This is a genomic window from Geomonas sp. Red32, from assembly GCF_023652955.1.
Classification (GTDB): domain Bacteria; phylum Desulfobacterota; class Desulfuromonadia; order Geobacterales; family Geobacteraceae; genus Geomonas.
In genome coordinates this window covers 295,058-311,432 of the sequence record NZ_JAKLOY010000002.1, presented here as the reverse complement: position 1 = coordinate 311,432, position 16,375 = coordinate 295,058, and the positions used below count along the sequence as shown (strand labels likewise).

General features: G+C 62.4%; 16 protein-coding genes. 13 read left to right on the top strand and 3 right to left on the bottom strand.

All coding sequences use genetic code 11. The annotated features are described in order from the left end of the window. The first annotated feature begins 4 nt into the window (after positions 1-4). From L4X63_RS08275 to coaBC, 4 genes are all read left to right on the top strand, one after another. Entirely contained in the window at positions 5-1,588 is a 1,584-nt protein-coding gene (locus L4X63_RS08275; RefSeq protein WP_250678140.1) for an NAD(P)/FAD-dependent oxidoreductase, read from the top strand. Positions 1,589-1,625: 37 nt separating this feature from the next. After that, on the top strand, positions 1,626-2,750 hold the full coding sequence (locus tag L4X63_RS08270; RefSeq protein ID WP_250678139.1) for a 3'-5' exoribonuclease YhaM family protein: 1,125 nt from the start codon (positions 1,626-1,628) through the stop codon (positions 2,748-2,750). Positions 2,751-2,898: 148 nt separating this feature from the next. Next, entirely contained in the window at positions 2,899-3,522 is a 624-nt protein-coding gene (locus L4X63_RS08265; protein ID WP_250678138.1) for an MBL fold metallo-hydrolase, read from the top strand. Positions 3,523-3,531: 9 nt separating this feature from the next. Further along, a complete protein-coding gene (gene coaBC, locus L4X63_RS08260) occupies positions 3,532-4,740 on the top strand; it encodes a bifunctional phosphopantothenoylcysteine decarboxylase/phosphopantothenate--cysteine ligase CoaBC (RefSeq protein WP_250678137.1) in 1,209 nt (402 codons plus the stop codon). Positions 4,741-4,769: 29 nt separating this feature from the next. On the opposite strand, the gene L4X63_RS08255 is transcribed toward coaBC, so the two are convergent. Continuing rightward, positions 4,770-5,678 carry a zinc dependent phospholipase C family protein gene (locus L4X63_RS08255; RefSeq protein WP_250678136.1) on the bottom strand — a complete coding sequence of 303 codons (909 nt, stop codon included), beginning with the start codon at positions 5,676-5,678 and terminating at the stop codon, positions 4,770-4,772. A 79-nt stretch (positions 5,679-5,757) separates the two neighbouring features. Here L4X63_RS08255 and L4X63_RS08250 point away from each other — a divergent pair, with 79 nt between their 5' ends. Continuing rightward, on the top strand, positions 5,758-6,510 hold the full coding sequence (locus L4X63_RS08250; RefSeq protein WP_250678135.1) for a uracil-DNA glycosylase family protein: 753 nt from the start codon (positions 5,758-5,760) through the stop codon (positions 6,508-6,510). 190 nt (positions 6,511-6,700) lie between these two features. On the opposite strand, the gene L4X63_RS08245 is transcribed toward L4X63_RS08250, so the two are convergent. Further along, on the bottom strand, positions 6,701-7,648 hold the full coding sequence (locus L4X63_RS08245; RefSeq protein ID WP_250678134.1) for a metal ABC transporter substrate-binding protein: 948 nt from the start codon (positions 7,646-7,648) through the stop codon (positions 6,701-6,703). 85 nt (positions 7,649-7,733) lie between these two features. Beyond that, positions 7,734-8,153: a hypothetical protein gene (locus tag L4X63_RS08240; protein ID WP_250678133.1), complete on the bottom strand. Its 420-nt coding sequence runs from the start codon at positions 8,151-8,153 to the stop codon at positions 7,734-7,736. A 214-nt stretch (positions 8,154-8,367) separates the two neighbouring features. Between L4X63_RS08240 and L4X63_RS08235 the strand changes: the two genes are divergently transcribed. The 8 genes from L4X63_RS08235 (at position 8,368) to L4X63_RS08200 (ending at position 16,235) form a co-directional block, all read left to right on the top strand. Beyond that, the gene (locus tag L4X63_RS08235) at positions 8,368-8,625 is read left to right on the top strand and encodes a BON domain-containing protein (RefSeq protein ID WP_250678132.1); all 258 of its coding nucleotides are present in this window, start codon (positions 8,368-8,370) and stop codon (positions 8,623-8,625) included. Positions 8,626-8,692: 67 nt separating this feature from the next. After that, positions 8,693-9,964: an alpha/beta hydrolase gene (locus tag L4X63_RS08230; RefSeq protein ID WP_250678131.1), complete on the top strand. Its 1,272-nt coding sequence runs from the start codon at positions 8,693-8,695 to the stop codon at positions 9,962-9,964. A gap of 13 nt (positions 9,965-9,977) precedes the next feature. Continuing rightward, a complete protein-coding gene (locus L4X63_RS08225; RefSeq protein WP_250678130.1) occupies positions 9,978-10,754 on the top strand; it encodes an MlaA family lipoprotein in 777 nt (258 codons plus the stop codon). Between the two features lie 192 nt (positions 10,755-10,946). Continuing rightward, on the top strand, positions 10,947-11,789 hold the full coding sequence (locus L4X63_RS08220; RefSeq protein WP_250678129.1) for a DUF302 domain-containing protein: 843 nt from the start codon (positions 10,947-10,949) through the stop codon (positions 11,787-11,789). A gap of 4 nt (positions 11,790-11,793) precedes the next feature. Next, the gene (locus tag L4X63_RS08215; RefSeq protein ID WP_250678128.1) at positions 11,794-12,141 is read left to right on the top strand and encodes a DUF488 domain-containing protein; all 348 of its coding nucleotides are present in this window, start codon (positions 11,794-11,796) and stop codon (positions 12,139-12,141) included. A 65-nt stretch (positions 12,142-12,206) separates the two neighbouring features. Next, positions 12,207-14,150 carry an aconitate hydratase gene (locus L4X63_RS08210; protein ID WP_250678127.1) on the top strand — a complete coding sequence of 648 codons (1,944 nt, stop codon included), beginning with the start codon at positions 12,207-12,209 and terminating at the stop codon, positions 14,148-14,150. Continuing rightward, the gene (gene pdhA, locus L4X63_RS08205) at positions 14,140-15,117 is read left to right on the top strand and encodes a pyruvate dehydrogenase (acetyl-transferring) E1 component subunit alpha (protein ID WP_250678126.1); all 978 of its coding nucleotides are present in this window, start codon (positions 14,140-14,142) and stop codon (positions 15,115-15,117) included. Before L4X63_RS08210 ends, pdhA begins: the two co-directional genes overlap by 11 nt. Before the next feature lie 374 nt (positions 15,118-15,491). Further along, positions 15,492-16,235: a hypothetical protein gene (locus L4X63_RS08200; RefSeq protein WP_250678125.1), complete on the top strand. Its 744-nt coding sequence runs from the start codon at positions 15,492-15,494 to the stop codon at positions 16,233-16,235. The last annotated feature ends 140 nt before the right edge of the window (positions 16,236-16,375 follow it).

Sequence of the window (16,375 nt, the reverse complement as noted above, 5' to 3'; positions counted from 1 at the left end):
CCCGATGCCATTCCTGCTGCGTAACCTTACCCTGAACCCCGGCGATCCGGAGTCCGCGCTCCGCCCGCTATTGGCCAAAAAGCTCGGCATCCCCGAATCCGAGATCGTCTCCTTTACTCTGGTGAGAAAGGGGATCGACGCCCGGAAGAAGGGTGCCATCAAGCTGGTCCACACGGTGGAATTCTCCCTGCGGGACGAAACCCGGCTCGCCGTAGGGGGAGATCTCTCGCGGGTGGAACCGGCTCCCCCGGTGGCCTTCCCGAAGCTTTCCCCGGTCCCGGGGCTGGTCATCGCCGGCATGGGGCCCGCCGGCCTCTTCGCGGCCCTCAGGCTCGCCGAGTACGGGCTCACCGCCACCATCCTGGAGCGGGGACGGGACGTCGACCAGCGTAACCGCGACGTGGCCCGCTTCTGGCGCGAGGGAACCCTCCTTCCCGAGAGCAACGTGCAGTTCGGCGAGGGAGGGGCGGGAACCTTTTCGGACGGGAAACTGACCACCCGGGTGAAGGACCCTAACTGCGGCTGGGTACTCGCCAAGCTGGCCGGGTTCGGGGCGCCCCCCGAGATCCTCTACCAGGCGAAGCCCCACATCGGGACCGACCGGTTGCGGACGGTGGTGAAGGGGATCCGCGAAAGCCTCATCTCCGCAGGCTTCCAGGTCCTCTTCGACAGCAGGTTCAGCGACCTCGTCCTGCGGGACGGGAACCTCGCGGCGATCGAAATTAACGGAGAATACGAACTTCCCTGCCGCGCCCTCGTGCTTGCCCCCGGGCATAGCGCCCGCGACACCTACGCGATGCTGTACGAGCGCGGGGTGGCCGTGGAGGCGAAGCCGTTCGCGGTAGGGCTGCGGGTCGAGCACCCCCAGCCGCTCATCGACGCCATCCAGTACGGAGCGAAGGCCCCCCCGAGCCTCCCTCCGGCCGAGTACGCCCTGGCCTACAACAACGAGGCGACTGGGCGATCGGCCTATTCATTCTGCATGTGCCCGGGCGGCGTGGTGGTGGCCGCCGCCTCCGAAGAGGGGGGCGTGGTGGTGAACGGCATGAGCGGCTACCGGCGTAATTCCCCCTGGGCCAACAGCGCCCTGGTCGCCACCGTGGGGCCCCGCGATTTTGAAAGCGACTCGCCGCTGGCGGGGATCGCGTTCCAGAGGATGCTGGAGCAGCGGGCCTACCGGGCCGGCGGGGGAGGGTACCTGGCGCCGGCGGAGAGCCTCCTCTCCTTTCTCAAGAGAGGGAAGGGGAAGCTCGCCTCCAGCTACCGTCCCGGCGTGGTAGAATACGATCTGGCGCGGCTTCTTCCCCAACCGGTGGTCAGCACCCTCCGGGAGGGGATCGTCTCCTTCGACCGGAAGATGCGCGGGTTCATCACCGAAGATGCCACCCTCACCGGGGTGGAGACCAGAACCTCCGCGCCGGTCAGGATCCCGCGCGGCAGCGATTTCCAGTCGGTCAGCCATCCCGGCCTCTACCCGGCCGGCGAGGGGGCCGGTTACGCGGGGGGGATCATGAGTGCGGCGCTGGACGGCATCCGGGTGGCCGATGCCATTGCGCTTCGGATCAGGCAGGAGCAGGGGCTGGGGTAGAGTAGAGAGTCAAACCGATACCAACAAGGAGTCACTTGTGAAAAAGATATGCGTTGCGGACATCAAGGACCGGGACCAGGTCGAGGCAGTATTCCTGGTCAAGGATAAGATCATGGCCATGGCCAAAAACGGCAAGCCGTATCTGACCCTCAAGCTGATGGACAAGAGCGGCGAAATGGACGCCAAGATCTGGGACAACGCCGACGAGATCGCCAACGTCTTCGACCGCAACGATTTCCTGGCCGTGCGAGGGAAGGCAAGCGTCTATCTCGGGAAGATGCAGCTCATCATCTCCGAGCTGGCCCTCGTTCCCGAGTCCCAGGTCGAGCTGGCCGATTTCCTTCCCGAGACCGACCGGGACATCAACGAGATGGTAGCCGAATTGCGTCAGTTGCTGGCCTCCCTCAAGGACCCCGACCTCGCCCGGCTGATGAACGCCTTCTTTTCGGATCCCGAGGTGATGGACCAGTACCGGGTCGCCCCCGCCGCCAAGGGAATGCACCACGTCTACCTCGGCGGGCTGCTCGAACACTCGCTGTCGGTGGCCAAGCTGGTGGATGCCATCGTGCCGTTGTACCAGGGGCTCAACCGTGACCTGCTGGTGGCCGGCGCCCTCCTGCACGATATCGGCAAGGTGCGGGAGATGACCTACCTGCGCTCCTTCGACTATACCGACGAGGGGAAACTGATCGGCCACATCACCATCGGCGTGGAGATGATCCAGGAGCGGATCGCCGCCCTCCCCGGTTTCCCGGTCGAGCTCGGCATGCTCCTCAAGCACATGATCCTTTCCCACCACGGGCAGTACGAGTACGGCTCCCCGAAGCGTCCCAAGACCGTCGAGGCCACCATCCTCAACTACCTGGACGATCTCGACTCGAAGATCAACGGGATCAGGACCCATATCCGCAAGGAGCCCGACAATCCTTCCCGCTGGACGTCGTACCACCGTCTCTACGACCGCTACTTCTTCAAGGACAACGCCATGCGGGTCGAAGAGCCGCAGGCCGAGGACTTTCTCGACCCGGCCGAGCTGATCCCCGAGCGGGTGGCGGCGCCGCCGGTCAAGCCTGAAGCACAGCACCAGCAAAAGGATGGACGCAAGTCCTTCACCAACAATCCCTTCGAGGCGCTGAAAAGCGAGAACCTCGACCTCTTTTAACGCCTCTCTCTCCTTCCTCCCTGGCACGCTGGGAAGGGAGGGTGAGCGCGAGCCCTCCGTGCCCCAGCGATGGTAAGGGAAGGTGAGGGGAGGCGGGGGGGTATTTTAACTATGCAGTACTGTTATCTACAATTTCCAAGGAGATGCCATGCTGATAGAGAGAATAGTGGTTGGCCCGCTCGGGGTTAACTGTTTCATCCTCGGTGACCGGGGGAGCAACGAAGGTGTGATCGTCGATCCCGGTGCCGATTGCGATAAGATCCTCGCCGCCGTGGGGCGCTTCGGCCTCAACATCAAGTACATCGTCAACACCCATGCCCATTTCGACCATGTCGGCTGCAACCGCGACGTGAAGGATAAGACCGGGGCGGAGCTGCTGGTCCACGAAAACGACCTGGCGCTTCTTTCCCGCGCCCGCAGCAGCGCAAAAGGGTACGGCCTCGACGTGGTGGATTCCCCGGCCCCCGACCGCTACCTGACCGACGGCATGACCCTCGAGTTCGGCAAGCGCACCATAGAGGTGCTCCACACTCCCGGACATACCCAGGGCGGCTGCTGCCTCTATCTCCGTAACGAGCAGGTGGTCATCACCGGCGACACCCTCTTCGCCGATTCCGTCGGGCGTACCGATCTTCCCGGCGGCTCCCACGAACAGTTGATCGCCTCCATCACCGAAAAGCTTATGCCGCTTCCCGAGCAGACCGTGGTTTGGCCCGGCCATGGCCCCTCCACCACCATCGGGCGCGAAAAGAAGTCCAACCCGTACCTGTAGGGGGAGCCGATGCTGCAAGGGAAAGTGATCATCCTTGGCGTCACCGGGGGGATCGCCGTTTACAAGGCCGTCGAACTGTTGAGATTGCTGACCAAGGCGGGAGCCACCGTCCACGTGGTGATGACCCGCGCCGCTACCGAATTCGTCACGCCGCTCACCTTCCAGACCCTCTCGAGTAATCCGGTCCACCTGGAGCTCTTCAACCTGATCTCCGAGCAGGAGATCGGCCACATCTCGCTGGCCGAGCGGGCCGACCTTTTCGTGATCGCCCCGGCCACCGCCAACTTCATCGGCAAAGTGGCCTGCGGCATCGCCGACGACCTGCTGACCACCACCGTGATGGCCACCAAGGCCCCGGTGCTGATCGCCCCGGCCATGAACGTCAACATGTACCAGAACCCCATTTACCGGGAGAACGAACGGCGTCTGAAGGAGCACGGCTACCTCTTCGTTCCCCCCGCCTGCGGGATGCTCGCCTGCGGGTACGAAGGGGAGGGGAAGCTTCAGGTTCCCGCTGTCATCCTCGAGGAGGCGGTTGCCGCGCTGACCCGGAAAGACCTTGCCGGAGAACGGATCCTGGTTACCGCCGGCCCCACCCTGGAGGAGATCGACCCGGTACGTTACATAAGCAACCATTCGTCGGGAAAGATGGGATACGCCATCGCCCGCCAGGCGCGTCTGCGCGGCGCCGCGGTCACCTTGGTGAGCGGACCCACCGCCATTGCCGATCCCTGGGGGGTGAAGGTGCTGCGGGTGGAGAGTGCGCGGGAGATGCGGGACGCGGTGCTGGCCGAGCTGGAGAGCTGCGACGTGGTGATCAAGGCGGCCGCGGTCGCCGACTACCGTCCGAAGCAGCGGGCGGGGACCAAGATGAAGAAGGGGGCCGAGTCCCTCTCGATCGAACTGGAGAAGAACCCCGACATCCTCGCCGAGGTAGGGGGGCGCAAGGAAGGACGGATCCTGGTCGGCTTCGCGGCCGAGACTGCGGACCTGGTGGCCAACGCCACCGCCAAGCTCAACGCGAAGAATTTGGACATGGTGGTTGCCAACGATGTCTCCCTGGAAGGGGCGGGATTCAACGTCGACACCAACATCGTGAAGATACTCTCCAAAGACGGCAAGGTCGAGGAGCTGCCGAAGATGGCTAAGGATCAGCTGGCGGGAGTGATTCTCGACCGGGTGCTGGCGCTAAGAAGGGAGAAGGGACATCGGATTTGATCCGTGTTCTATTGGCGTTGGGGTTAGGCTTACTTCGATAGTATCTCCAGTAGCAGTTCCGGCTGGCAGATAGCTTCCTTGAGCTTGGTCTTGATCTCGCCGAGCTCGTCATAGGCCTGGTCCTTGGTGATCTTCCCGCTCCGGTAGAGGAGCCTTAGGTTCTTACGCACCGCCTCCGCGGCGGCCAGCGCCTTCTCCCCGGTGGGATCGGCTTTGAAGTAGCGGGACTCTTCGTCGTTGTTCAGGAAGTCGAAGACCGCCTCCTGGGCCAGCTGCATGTACTCCTCGCGGTCTTCCTCGTCGAGGGAGTAGCGTGAGGAGTCGGAAAGGGTCTGCAGGAGGCTTTGCCACTTCTCCAGCCGGCTCACCAAAAGGATGGAGTTGAAGATCCTCTTATTGGTGGCGAAGGAAAAGATGGTGTCCGAGAGGACCTTGCGGAGCAACTGGTCGTTCTTGCTGAAGTGCTCCGCGGCCACCTTTTTCCCGGTGTCCCAGATCTCCTTCTCGACATAGTTCTCGAACCGCATCTCCCAGTAGGCGTGCTTTAAGGTGAGAGAGGAGAAGCTCCTCATTACCTTGTAGGGGACGTAGTAGTTGTGGGCGATGCAGTCGGCCGCCAGGTGGCTCAGGTAGCCGTAGGCGCAGGCCTGCTCGGCACCGTCGGCTGCCTTGTCCAGCACCTTGTGACCCATCCGCCAGCGATGGCAGTGCTGCAGGTAGTGGGTGAATTTCTTCCCGATGGTGATGTCGGCGGCGATGGTGCCGTAGAGAAAGTCGAAGGGATGGTTGCCGATAATGGCGGCGACCGATGGCTCCAGGGCCTCGAGATGGGCGAGGACGTTCATCCCGAGCTGAAGATGGATACCGGCCCCCCAGGCGAAGGCGTCGTGGGGGAGGGCCAGCACGAGCAGCACTGCTGCGGCAAGAAGTGGGAACATGTAGTTGAGGATAGTTAATGGATGGGCAAAAGTAAAGGCTCTAATCGACTAACTTGTTTGAGGTAAGCGGATGCATGAAATGTCGGAACAGGAGTCCCTGGTAGGTTCTCTCAGGAGGTATCTCGAGGACCTGACGGAGAGCGGGATGGATGAGATCCCCTACGGGGATGCCTCCGTCACTGCCCCCCTGGCCGAGGCTCATCAGGGAGCGCCGGAGCCCTCCCACGCCGTCTCCTCCGCTCCTCTCCCCGCTCGGGCAGAACGGGGCCCCGAGGTGGAAAGCGCCGGGGGCGAGACTCCTTACGCTGCGGCTTTGGCCGGGGCAGCAACTGCTGCGTCATCTCCGGCTCCGGCAGCAGCTCAGGCTCCGGCAGCAGCTCAGGCTCCGGCAGCGGCCCCGGCAGCTGGCGATGTCCCGATCAAGGCGGAGGGGCCGGCTAAGTCCCGGCTGGTGCTGGTCATGGCAGGTGACGGTTTCGCCGGGGAGGCTGGCTCCCTGTTGGCTAAGATAGTCGGCGCGATGGGGATTTCCCGGGACCAGGTGCTTCTATTGAGCTATCCGAAGGGTAGTGCCGGCGACGAGCTCCGCGCCGCCCTGCTCGCCAGGCTCTCCGCCGCATCCGCGGAATGCATCGTCGTCCTCGGCGAGGAGGCTGCCCACCTGATGATGAAATCCGCGAGCCCGCTGGAGTCCTTGCGCGGGCGTTTCCGGAGCTTGCGCGGGGTGCCGCTGTTGGCCACCCTGCACCCGGAGCAACTGGTGGCCGACGAGGGGCTCAAGCGCGGCGTGTGGAACGAGATGAAGCAGGTCATGGCCCGCCTCGGCTCGTGAAAATAAGATCCGAAAGTAGGCGATAAATAGGGGGAGTGGCTCCGTGTGGTGCCACTCCCCCTTTTTCTAATAATTCGAACGTTCGAAGAAATCCTGCAACACTTCGTTATCACAAGCGAATTCCGAATTTTTTTTCGCGGCCTGCTGCCGTTTTTTTACCCCGTTCTCCCCTTGTCGGCCTGAAAGTGCGTCACTTACACTCGAGCCCCTTTCTCAGGTTGGCCAGATTCCCCCTCATGAGGGCGAGGAAGGTCGTCCCCTTGGTGAAGTCCTCCTTGCTGACGTTGTGGGCCGCGTTCAGCATCAGCACCTGCGCGCCGGTCTCCTTGGCGATCATCTCGGCGGTTGCCGGGGAGAGCAACTCCTCGCAGAAGACGTACTTCAGATGGTTGGTTCGCATCTGGTTGACCAGGTCGGCCAGCTTCCGGGGCGTTGCCTCGGCATCCGGATCCACCGCCTGCGCGGAGTGGTAATCCAGCCCGTAGCGCTTCGCCAGGTAGCCGAAGGCATAGTGCCCGCCATGGAGAAGAACCCTGGTCCGGCAGTTTGCCAGCCCCGCCTTGTACTCCTCGTCTAGTTTCTGCAATTCCCCCTGGTACTTCACCGCCCGGGCCCGGTAGTACTCGGCGTTGGCTGGGTCCTTTTTGGCGAGCCCGTCGGCAATGTTCTTCACCATCACCTGGGCGTTCGCGAAATCGAGCCAGACGTGGGGATCGTACCCGCCGTGGTCGTGGGCGTGACCTCCTCCCTCCTTTTCGTCCCCGGCGTGCGACGTCTTCATCAGGGTCACCCCCTGGCTTGCGTCTACCGCCTCGGTGTTCCCCCCCTGCGACTCGAGGAGTTTCACCGCCCACGGCTCCATGAAGCGGTTGGTATAGATCACCACGTCCGCCTTGGCGATCCGCACCACGTCGTCGGGCTTGGGCTCGAAGCTGTGCGGCTCCACTCCCGGAGGAAGGAGCAGTTTGACCTCCGCCTTGTCGCCTGCCACCTCGCGGGCAAAGTCGTAAACGGGGAAGAGGGTGGCCACCACGATCGGCTTGTGCGGACCGCTCTTTGCCGTCGGGGCCTCCTTTGAGCTGCAGCCAAAGGTAAGCATGAGGATGCCGATCAACAGCATCCGGGATAGGCGTTTCATCTAAGACTCCTCCATGAGAGGGAATGGGCAAGGCGGTTGACCAAATAGAAACCATTTCGATTTGAATGTCAAGGGCTCCCGGTGGTCACTTCGGTGTGGCACACGATTTGAGCCTGCCGTCTTCGAACAGGGTGACCGGCTGCAGTTCGTCGCAGACCTTCCCCTGGATCTGGGTCTGGGCCGAGAGCCGGCAGGTGTCGAGTGTTCCGGAGGGATAGAAGGATATCTCGCCGTACTCGTCGCAAGGTATCCCGGCGTAGGTGTAGAAATCCCTGCTGGTGCAGCTTCGCAGCAGGCCGTTGGGGTGGAAGGATATTGTCGAGTAGGCGTTACAGACCACCCCCTGGAGAGTGTAGATATCTCTCAGGTTGCACGATTGAAGGCGCCCGTCGGGAAAGGTGGTAATGGCGGAGCCGGGGTTGCAGATGGAGACGTCGGCGGCGAAGAGGGCGGTGGTCAGCAGCAGTGACGTAAGGGAAAGGGCGATGATGGCAGTCGGCTTCATGCGGATTCTCCTTGTGTGCCAGTTTTTCCGCCCGGGTTTGGACCATGCACCGGGCGGATAGGCTATAATGAGCGTAGAGACGGTCGGCTTGACACTTAATGTGAGTTAGCTACCCTTAAGCATATCTCAACCCCGTAGCTTAAAAAGGAGAGACGTCATGGCCAATATTCGCCAGTGGGCAAAGGTATTTGCCTGCGCAGGAGTGTTGTCTTCTATGATCGGATGCGCAACGACCTCGACTCATGAGAGCACCGGCCAGTACGTGGACGATTCGGTGGTGACCACCAAGGTGAAGGCGGCCCTCTTCGACGAGCTGTCGCTTAAGACCTTCAACATCGGGGTCAAGACCTACCAGGGGGTCGTCCAGTTGAGCGGCTTCGTGGATACCCTCGACCAGAAAACCAGGGCCGGCGATGTCGCCAGCCGGGTCAGCGGCGTCACCGATGTCAAAAACGACCTGATCGTTAAATAGCTTACTGTCCCCGACCGGGGCGCCCGGCAACCCGCTTCGGCGGGTTGTTTTTTGACGGGAGGCGCTGATGATGTTCCTGAGATTGGCGATCGTTTTCCTGCTGCTCCTGCTGCCGTTCGATCTGCTGGCCGCCGGCGATCGTTACGGCTATCCGATTGAAGGCGCCTACGAGGCCACCATCCTCGGTACCCCGCCCCAAATGATCCCGGTGTACCCGGAAAAGATCCGCATGAGGTCTTTGGTCCTCGACGTGCTCCCCGAGCGGGTCAAGCCTCCCATCTTCTTCTACGACACCGGGCTTCGCTGCACCTTCGCCTGGCAGAAGAAGAAGGCTCCCCTGGTGTTCCTGATCGCCGGAACCGGCGCGAGTGACCGCGCCGACAAGCTGATCACCATGCTGAAGGCCTTTTACCACGCGGGCTTTCACGTCATCACGCTTCCGTCGCCAACCAACGCGAACTTCATCGTCTCCGCCTCGCGCAGCTGCATCCCGGGCGATCTTACCGACGATAGCGCCGACCTCTACCACGCCATGGAGGTGGCCTGGGAGAAGGTCCGGGGCGAAATCGAGGTCTCTTCGTTCAACCTCTGCGGCTACAGCCTCGGCGGCGACCAGGCGGCCTTCGTCGCCAAGCTGGACGAGGACCGCCAAGTCTTCAACTTCCGCAAAGTGCTGATGATCGACCCCTCGGTCAGCATCTATACCTCCATCACCCGCATCGAGGATCTTCTGAAGAAGGTACCCGGCGGCCCGCATCAGGAGGGGATCTTCTTCAACCGGATGCTCTCCCGCTTCAGCGAGTACTACCGCAGCAGTAACTTCGTGACTCTCAACGACGAGTTCCTCTACACCATGTACCGGGAACGGCTCTTCTCCTCTGAGGAGACGGGGGGACTGATCAGCCTCACCTTCAGGATCAACCTCGGCGGGATGATCTTCGCCTCCGATGTGATGACCAACAGCGGGTATATCGTGCCGAAGAACAAGGTGCTGATGCAAAGCGACTCACTCTACGATTACTTCATGGTTTCTTCGCACTTAAGCTTCTTCGAATATTTCAACGAGTACTTCTATCCGTACTTCCAATCCAAGCGCCCCGGGCTCACCATCCAGCAACTGGCCGCCGCCCAGAGCCTGAAGAGCATCGAAGGTTACCTTGCCAATACTCCGAAGATCGGGGTGGTCGCCAACGAGAACGACTTCCTCATGGGGCCCGGCGATCTCGAGTACCTGCGGAACCTGTTCGGACCGCGTCTCAAGGTGTACCCCAAAGGTGGGCATCTCGGTAACCTCGAGTACCGGGACAACCTGGAAGAGATGGTCGCCTTTTTCCGCTGAAAGGAGGATCCCCGTGAGCCGTCCCCTGATCGTCCTGCTCCTCGTTCTGGCCCTCTCCGGTTGCGCGACCACCAAGCCGCAACCCGCCAGGGAAATCCCACCGCGGCACACCATGGCGGAGTTCCGGGACCAGCCGTTCGCCTACGTCTACGATCCGTGGGAGGGGTTCAACCGGAACATGTACCGGTTCAACTTCTACTTCGACAAGTACCTCTACATCCCGGTGGTGCATGGCTACGAGTACGTGACCCCGGTCTTTCTCCAGCACCGGGTCTCCCATTTCTTCTCCAACATCGGCGAGCTCAAGAACCTCACCAACAGCATCTTCCAGCTGAAAGGGCAGGAGGCCGGCATCACCCTGGGGCGGTTTCTCACTAACAGTACCCTCGGCCTGGGGGGGCTCTTCGATCCGGCCACCCAATGGGGGCTCAAACCCCGGCCGGAGGACTTCGGCAAGACGCTCGGCTACTGGGGGGTGGCCTCCGGCCCCTACCTGGTGCTTCCCATCTTCGGTCCCTCTTCCGTGCGCGATACCGGCGGGCTCGCGGTCGATTCCGGGATTCGCTACGGGATGTACAGGGTCGCCGAGGCGCCGGTCGACTCGGACGACAGCTTCGCCGTGGCGCTCGGCATCGAGACCCTGGAGGCCGTCGATGCCCGCCATCTGCAGCCTTTCCGCTACTACGAGAGCGGCTTTCCCTTCGAGTACTACCTCGTCCGCTTCGTCTATCACGAGAAGCGGGAGCTCGAAGCGACCAAGCCACCGCCGCCGTCGCCGGCACCCAAATGAAGGTAGCAGCCAGAGGCTTCTCACCCTTTAAAACTCCGCAGGATTATGACCATTTTCCGGGAGGGATCCACATGAGTAAGGTCCGGGGCAAGTTGCCGGGAATCGGCAACAGGGGTAAAGTTTAATTGGAAACGCCGCGCTCTCTGCCTCGTTAAAGGAGTGGGAGCCCGGCGTTACCGGGAGGTGCCATCCATGCGCAAGGTAACCTACAGCTGCGAAATTCACGCAGCCCTGGATACGGTCTGGAAACTCCTGATCGAAAAGGTCGAGCAGCCCCAGAGCTATATGCCGGGGGTGATTCAGTCACGCATCCTTCAGCACTACGGCAATGGCCTTTTGAGGGAGATCAAAGGGGAGGGGATGCTGATCAAGGAAAAGGTGGTGATCGACCGGGGGCACGGCGAGATCCACTACTTCCTGCTCGAGCATCCGCTTTTCTCCGGGAAGGTGGTCAACCGGGTGGTTCCTTCCTCGGTACAGAACCCGGTTTCCCCGCAGGTGCTGACCATCGAGGTCGACTGGGCTCCCAAGGACGAAAAGGCCGAGCAGATTCTGCTGGCCGGAATGGCGAACCAGATCCAGAGCGAGGCACTGGCCATCAAGCAACGCGCCGAGACCCTCGATAAGGAGAATTCCCAGCCGCTCAGCACCCCGTACGCATTCGGGATCACCGTGGCTCTTCCCTTCGCGGACGCGGTCAAGAAGGTCAGGGAGGAGCTTGCCAAGGAGGGGTTCGGGATCATCTCCGAGGCAGACGTGAAGCAGAAGTTCCAGGAAAAACTGCAGAAGGACTTCCGCGACTACCTGATCCTGGGGGCCTGCAACCCGGGGGCGGCCTACCAGGCGCTGGGGATCGAGATGAACATCGGCACCCTGCTCCCCTGCAACGTGGTGCTCTACTCGGTGTCCGAGATCCGCACGGTGGTGATGGTGATGGACCCGGTGGCGGCCCTCTCGCTGGTGGGGAACCCGCACCTGGTCGAGCTTGCCGAGTCGATCAAGGAGTCCCTGCAGAGGGTGGTGGCGGGGCTATGAGGATATGGTAAAGATAAAGCGGGCATACGAGGCACCGGCACCCGAGGACGGGGTCCGTCTCCTGGTGGACCGGCTCTGGCCCCGCGGCCTCAGCAAGGAGCGCGCGGCGGTCGACCACTGGCTGAAGGACCTCGCCCCCAGTAACGAGCTCCGCCACTGGTTCGGTCACGACCCGGCCCGGTGGGACGAATTCCGGGAACGTTACCGGGAGGAGCTTCGGCCGGTGCGGCCAGCCATCGAGGAGGTGGCGGGGATGGCCCGGCGGGGAAGGGTCACCCTCCTCTTCGCGGCCCGCGACCCCGACCACAATAACGCGGTGGTGCTCAGGGAGCTGATCGAGGAACTACTGTAAAGCCGGACCGGGCCCCACGGGGCCTTCCGGTTTTTTTAATTGCACAGGCGCCAAGGAGATCCGTCATGGGACAGAATCTAGCCAACAAGATACTGCAGGCGCACCTCGTCGAGGGTGAGCTGGTCCCCGGCAAAGAGATCGCCATCAAGGTGGACCAGACCCTGCTTCAGGATGCCACCGGGACCATGGCCATGCTGGAGTTTCTGGCGACCGGCATCGATCGGATCAAGGTCAGTCTGGCCGCCCAGTACATCGACCACAACCTTTTGCAGACCGACAACAAGAACGCCGACGACCATGCCTTTCTCACCTCGGCCGCCCAGCGCCTCGGCGTCTACCTCTCCAAGCCCGGCAACGGCGTCTCCCACCAGGTGCACCTGGAGCGCTTCGGCGTCCCGGGGACGACCATGCTCGGCGCCGACTCGCATACGCCGACCGCCGCCGGCCTCGGCATGCTGGCCATCGGGGTCGGTGGCCTCGATGCCGCGCTGGCCATGGCGGGCCGCCCCTTCCACCTGACCTGCCCGAAGATCTGGGGGATCAAGCTGACCGGGGAGCTGCAGCCGTGGGTCTCCGGCAAGGACGTCATCCTCGAGATGCTCCGCCGCCACAGCGTCAAGGGCGGGGTCGGGAAGATCATCGAATACTACGGCCCCGGCGTCGCCACCCTTTCGGCCACCGACCGCGCCACCATCGGCAACATGGGGGCGGAGCTCGGCGCCACCACCACCGTCTTCCCCAGCGACCATCGCACCCGCGAGTTCCTGGAGGCGCAGGGGAGGGGAGAGGTCTGGCGGGAACTTTCGGCGGATCCCGACGCCACTTACGACGAATACGACGAGATCGATCTCTCCCAGGTGGAGCCTTTGATCGCCTGCCCGACCTCGCCGGACAACGTGGTGCGGGTGGCCGACATCGAGGGGCTCAAGGTCGACCAGGTGATCGTCGGGAGCTCGGTGAACTCTTCCTTCCGCGACCTGATGACCGTCTGCAAGATCCTCGACGGCAGGAAGGTGGCTCCCAGCCTCTCCTTCCACATCAACCCTGGAAGCCGGCAGGTGCTGGAGAACGTGGTCGCCAACGGGGGCTTCATCATGCTCCTGCTGGCCGGGGCCCAGATCCACCAGCCCGGCTGCCTCGGCTGCATCGGGATGGGGCAGGCGCCGGGGACCAACCAGGTCTCCTTCCGCACCTTCCCCCGCAACTTCCCGGGACGAAGCGGGACCAAGGACGACCGTGTCTACCTCTGCTCGCCGGAAACCGCCGCCGCGGCCGGTCTCTTCGGGGTAGCGACCGATCCCCGCAAACTCGGGGAGCTGATGCCGTGGCCGGCCGTCCAGAATCCCGACCGCTACCTGGTGGACGACTCGGCGGGGATCCTGGCGCCTCCGGAGGACGGCTCAAGGGTCGAGATCGTCACCGGTCCGAACATCGTGCCGCTTCCCGAGTTCGACGCCCTCCCCGATGAGCTGGAGGTGGAGGTCATCATCAAGGTCGGCGACAATATCTCCACCGACACCATCATGCCGGCCGGCAACAAGGTGCTCCCGTTCAGGAGCAACATCCCGGCGATCAGCAAGTTCGTCTTCGAGCAGGCCGACCCGGAGTTCTCCGAGCGGGCCAAGGCCAAGGGAAACGGCGCGGTGGTGGGGGGCGTCAACTACGGCCAAGGCTCCTCGCGCGAGCATGCCGCTCTCGCGCCCCGCTTCCTCGGGATCAGGGTCAAGATCGCCAAGGGGTTCGCGCGGATCCACCGTTCCAACCTCATCAATTACGGCATCCTCCCCCTGACCTTCAAGGATCCGGCCGACTATGATTCGCTTAACCAAGGGGACCGGCTGAAATTCGCCCGCCTGAGGGAACTCGTGGAAAGCGGGGCCACCGAGATCCCTGTGGAGGTCAACGGCAGGGAGATCGTGACCTTACTGGACGCCTCGGACCGGGAGCGGCGGGAGCTGCTGGCGGGAGGTCTGTTGAACGTGGTCAAGGAGGAGAGCCATGGAAGGTAGTCTGAGAGACGTGCTGCCGGAAAAGGAACTGGTCGGCTTTTACGAGCAGATGGTACTCTGCCGTGAGTTCGAGGAGAGCTGCGCCGAACAGTACGCCAAGGGGGAGATCACCGGCTTTCTCCACCTCTACAGCGGACAGGAGGCGGTGGCCGTGGGGTGTACCGCCGGTCTGGAAACCAACGACTACATCCTTTCCGCCTACCGGGACCACGCCCAGGCGCTCGTGCGCGGGGTGGAGGCCAAGAAGATCATGGCCGAGCTCTTCGGGCGCGCCACTGGGATCTGCAAAGGGAAGGGGGGATCGATGCACCTCTTCTCCCCCGAGAAACGGTTCATGGGGGGCTATGCGATCGTCGGGGGGCAATTCCCCATCGCGGTGGGGCTCGCCTGGGCCTCGCACCTGAAGAACGAGGACAGCATCACCGCCTGCTTCTTCGGCGACGGCTCCATGAACCAGGGGACCTTCCACGAATCCCTCAACTGGGCGAGGCTTTGGGACCTCCCGCTGCTCTTCGTCTGCGAGAACAACTTCTACGGCATCGGCACCGAGGTCCACCGCGCCTCCGCGCAGGCGGCCCTGCACCGGCGCACCTGCGGGTACGACATCCCGAGCGAGAAGGTGGACGGCATGGACGTGATCGCGATGTACGAGGCGACCAAACGAGCGGCCGCCTGGGTGCGGGAGCGGCAGCGGCCGTACTTCATCGAGGCGGTTACCTACCGCTTCCGTGGCCACTCCATGGCCGATCCGGCGAGGTACCGCTCCTCATCCGAGCAGGAGGTCTGGAAGAGCCGCGACCCGATCCCCAATCTCGGGCGGAGGCTGGTCGAGGAGGGGATAGCGACGCAGGAGCACCTCGACGAGATCCACCAGCGCTGCGGCGCCAAGGTCGAAGAGGCGGTAAGCTTCGCCTCCCAATCTCCCTGGCCGGAGGATAACCAGGTCTGGGAAGACATCTACGTCTGATCCGCCAAGAACCAGGACGACATTGGCAAAGGGAGGGCCCTGCTGCATGGGGCCCTCCCTTATTTATTTCCAATCCGAGGGTTGATTGACATTGACTTGTATACGCTTTGGCTCTATATCTATTTCGTTCAATTTCGGCCGTAAAGCCAAACTACATCGGGAGGGAAAGAATGTTTGTGAAAAAGGCGAGTAAGTATGTGACGTGCTTAAAAATGATCAGCATATTTGCTGTGACTGGACTTTTTGCCGCCTGTGGTGGCGGTGGTGGTACCGGTAGTGGCGGAGTCAGTTCTTATACCGGTGTACAAACCAAGGCTGTAGTAACTCCGTCGAATGCTGCCTCTCTTTCTTCATCTGCCTATAACAATACCAGCATGGCCATGACCGCGAACATCGCCGCGGTTCAGAGTGCGGGCTCGGCTCCCGCTTCCCCGGTCGTTGCCGGGATCGGCGCCACCGTCAAAGAAGGGGTTGCCAAGGCTCTGCAGGCCGGGAATGCTGGAAATGCCCTCGCCGGGGTGAACTCCTCCGCCAGCCAGACCATCTACGGCGGCTACAGCGGTAGCGCCGCTTTTTCCCTCAACCTCAACCAGACCACCGGCGAATTCTCCGGTTCCATTACCTTCAGCAACTACTGCGAGCTGGCCGGCACCGCCTCGATTTCAGGCTCGGTGGGAATCAGCGGCGTCTTCAACTTGAACACTAGTTCCTTCAATTCGCTCACCATGTCCTTCAACCCGCTGAGCGCCTCGTTGAATAACGCCACTTCCTCGCTCTATGGCAGCATCGGGTTCTCCATCCAGGGGAACAGCGAAACCATGACCATCTCCTGCACCGTGACTAGCGGTGGGGCCACCTACTGGCTGCGCGACTGGACCTTTACCCTCACCTCCACCAGCATGACCATCAGCGGCCAGTACTACGATCCGCAGTACGGGTACGTCGATATCACCACCCCGACGCCCCTTACCGTCGGCTCCCTCTCCAGCGAACCGAACTCCGGTGTGGTGCTCTTCACCGGCGCCAACGGCTCCAGGGCCAGGATGACCTTCAACAACAGCGGCTACACCGTGTCCGTCGATGCCAACGGGACCGGAAACTGGGTGGCTGTCCAGTAGCTTCGGCCTTACCCGCGCTTTAGACCAAAAGCAAACGCCGCCGAACCAGGAATGGTTGGGCGGCGTTTTTTTGTTGCCAGCGGGCCGGCGGCTGACTGTAGCGGGTCTGCCTGCATGGGCTAGCGTGGGTTGCGGGGATT

Excerpts from the sequence above, each read along its gene's own strand:
- pdhA (WP_250678126.1), top strand. The coding sequence starts at position 14,140 with ATGGAAGGTAGTCTGAGAGACGTGCTGCCGGAAAAGGAACTGGTCGGC.
- L4X63_RS08200 (WP_250678125.1), top strand. The coding sequence starts at position 15,492 with ATGGCCATGACCGCGAACATCGCCGCGGTTCAGAGTGCGGGCTCGGCT.
- L4X63_RS08240 (WP_250678133.1), bottom strand. The coding sequence starts at position 8,153 with ATGAAGCCGACTGCCATCATCGCCCTTTCCCTTACGTCACTGCTGCTG.
- L4X63_RS08210 (WP_250678127.1), top strand. The coding sequence starts at position 12,207 with ATGGGACAGAATCTAGCCAACAAGATACTGCAGGCGCACCTCGTCGAG.
- L4X63_RS08255 (WP_250678136.1), bottom strand. The coding sequence starts at position 5,678 with ATGTTCCCACTTCTTGCCGCAGCAGTGCTGCTCGTGCTGGCCCTCCCC.
- L4X63_RS08250 (WP_250678135.1), top strand. The coding sequence starts at position 5,758 with ATGTCGGAACAGGAGTCCCTGGTAGGTTCTCTCAGGAGGTATCTCGAG.
- L4X63_RS08265 (WP_250678138.1), top strand. The coding sequence starts at position 2,899 with ATGCTGATAGAGAGAATAGTGGTTGGCCCGCTCGGGGTTAACTGTTTC.
- coaBC (WP_250678137.1), top strand. The coding sequence starts at position 3,532 with ATGCTGCAAGGGAAAGTGATCATCCTTGGCGTCACCGGGGGGATCGCC.
- L4X63_RS08230 (WP_250678131.1), top strand. The coding sequence starts at position 8,693 with ATGATGTTCCTGAGATTGGCGATCGTTTTCCTGCTGCTCCTGCTGCCG.
- L4X63_RS08220 (WP_250678129.1), top strand. The coding sequence starts at position 10,947 with ATGCGCAAGGTAACCTACAGCTGCGAAATTCACGCAGCCCTGGATACG.
- L4X63_RS08275 (WP_250678140.1), top strand. The coding sequence starts at position 5 with ATGCCATTCCTGCTGCGTAACCTTACCCTGAACCCCGGCGATCCGGAG.
- L4X63_RS08245 (WP_250678134.1), bottom strand. The coding sequence starts at position 7,648 with ATGAAACGCCTATCCCGGATGCTGTTGATCGGCATCCTCATGCTTACC.
- L4X63_RS08235 (WP_250678132.1), top strand. The coding sequence starts at position 8,368 with ATGATCGGATGCGCAACGACCTCGACTCATGAGAGCACCGGCCAGTAC.
- L4X63_RS08215 (WP_250678128.1), top strand. The coding sequence starts at position 11,794 with ATGGTAAAGATAAAGCGGGCATACGAGGCACCGGCACCCGAGGACGGG.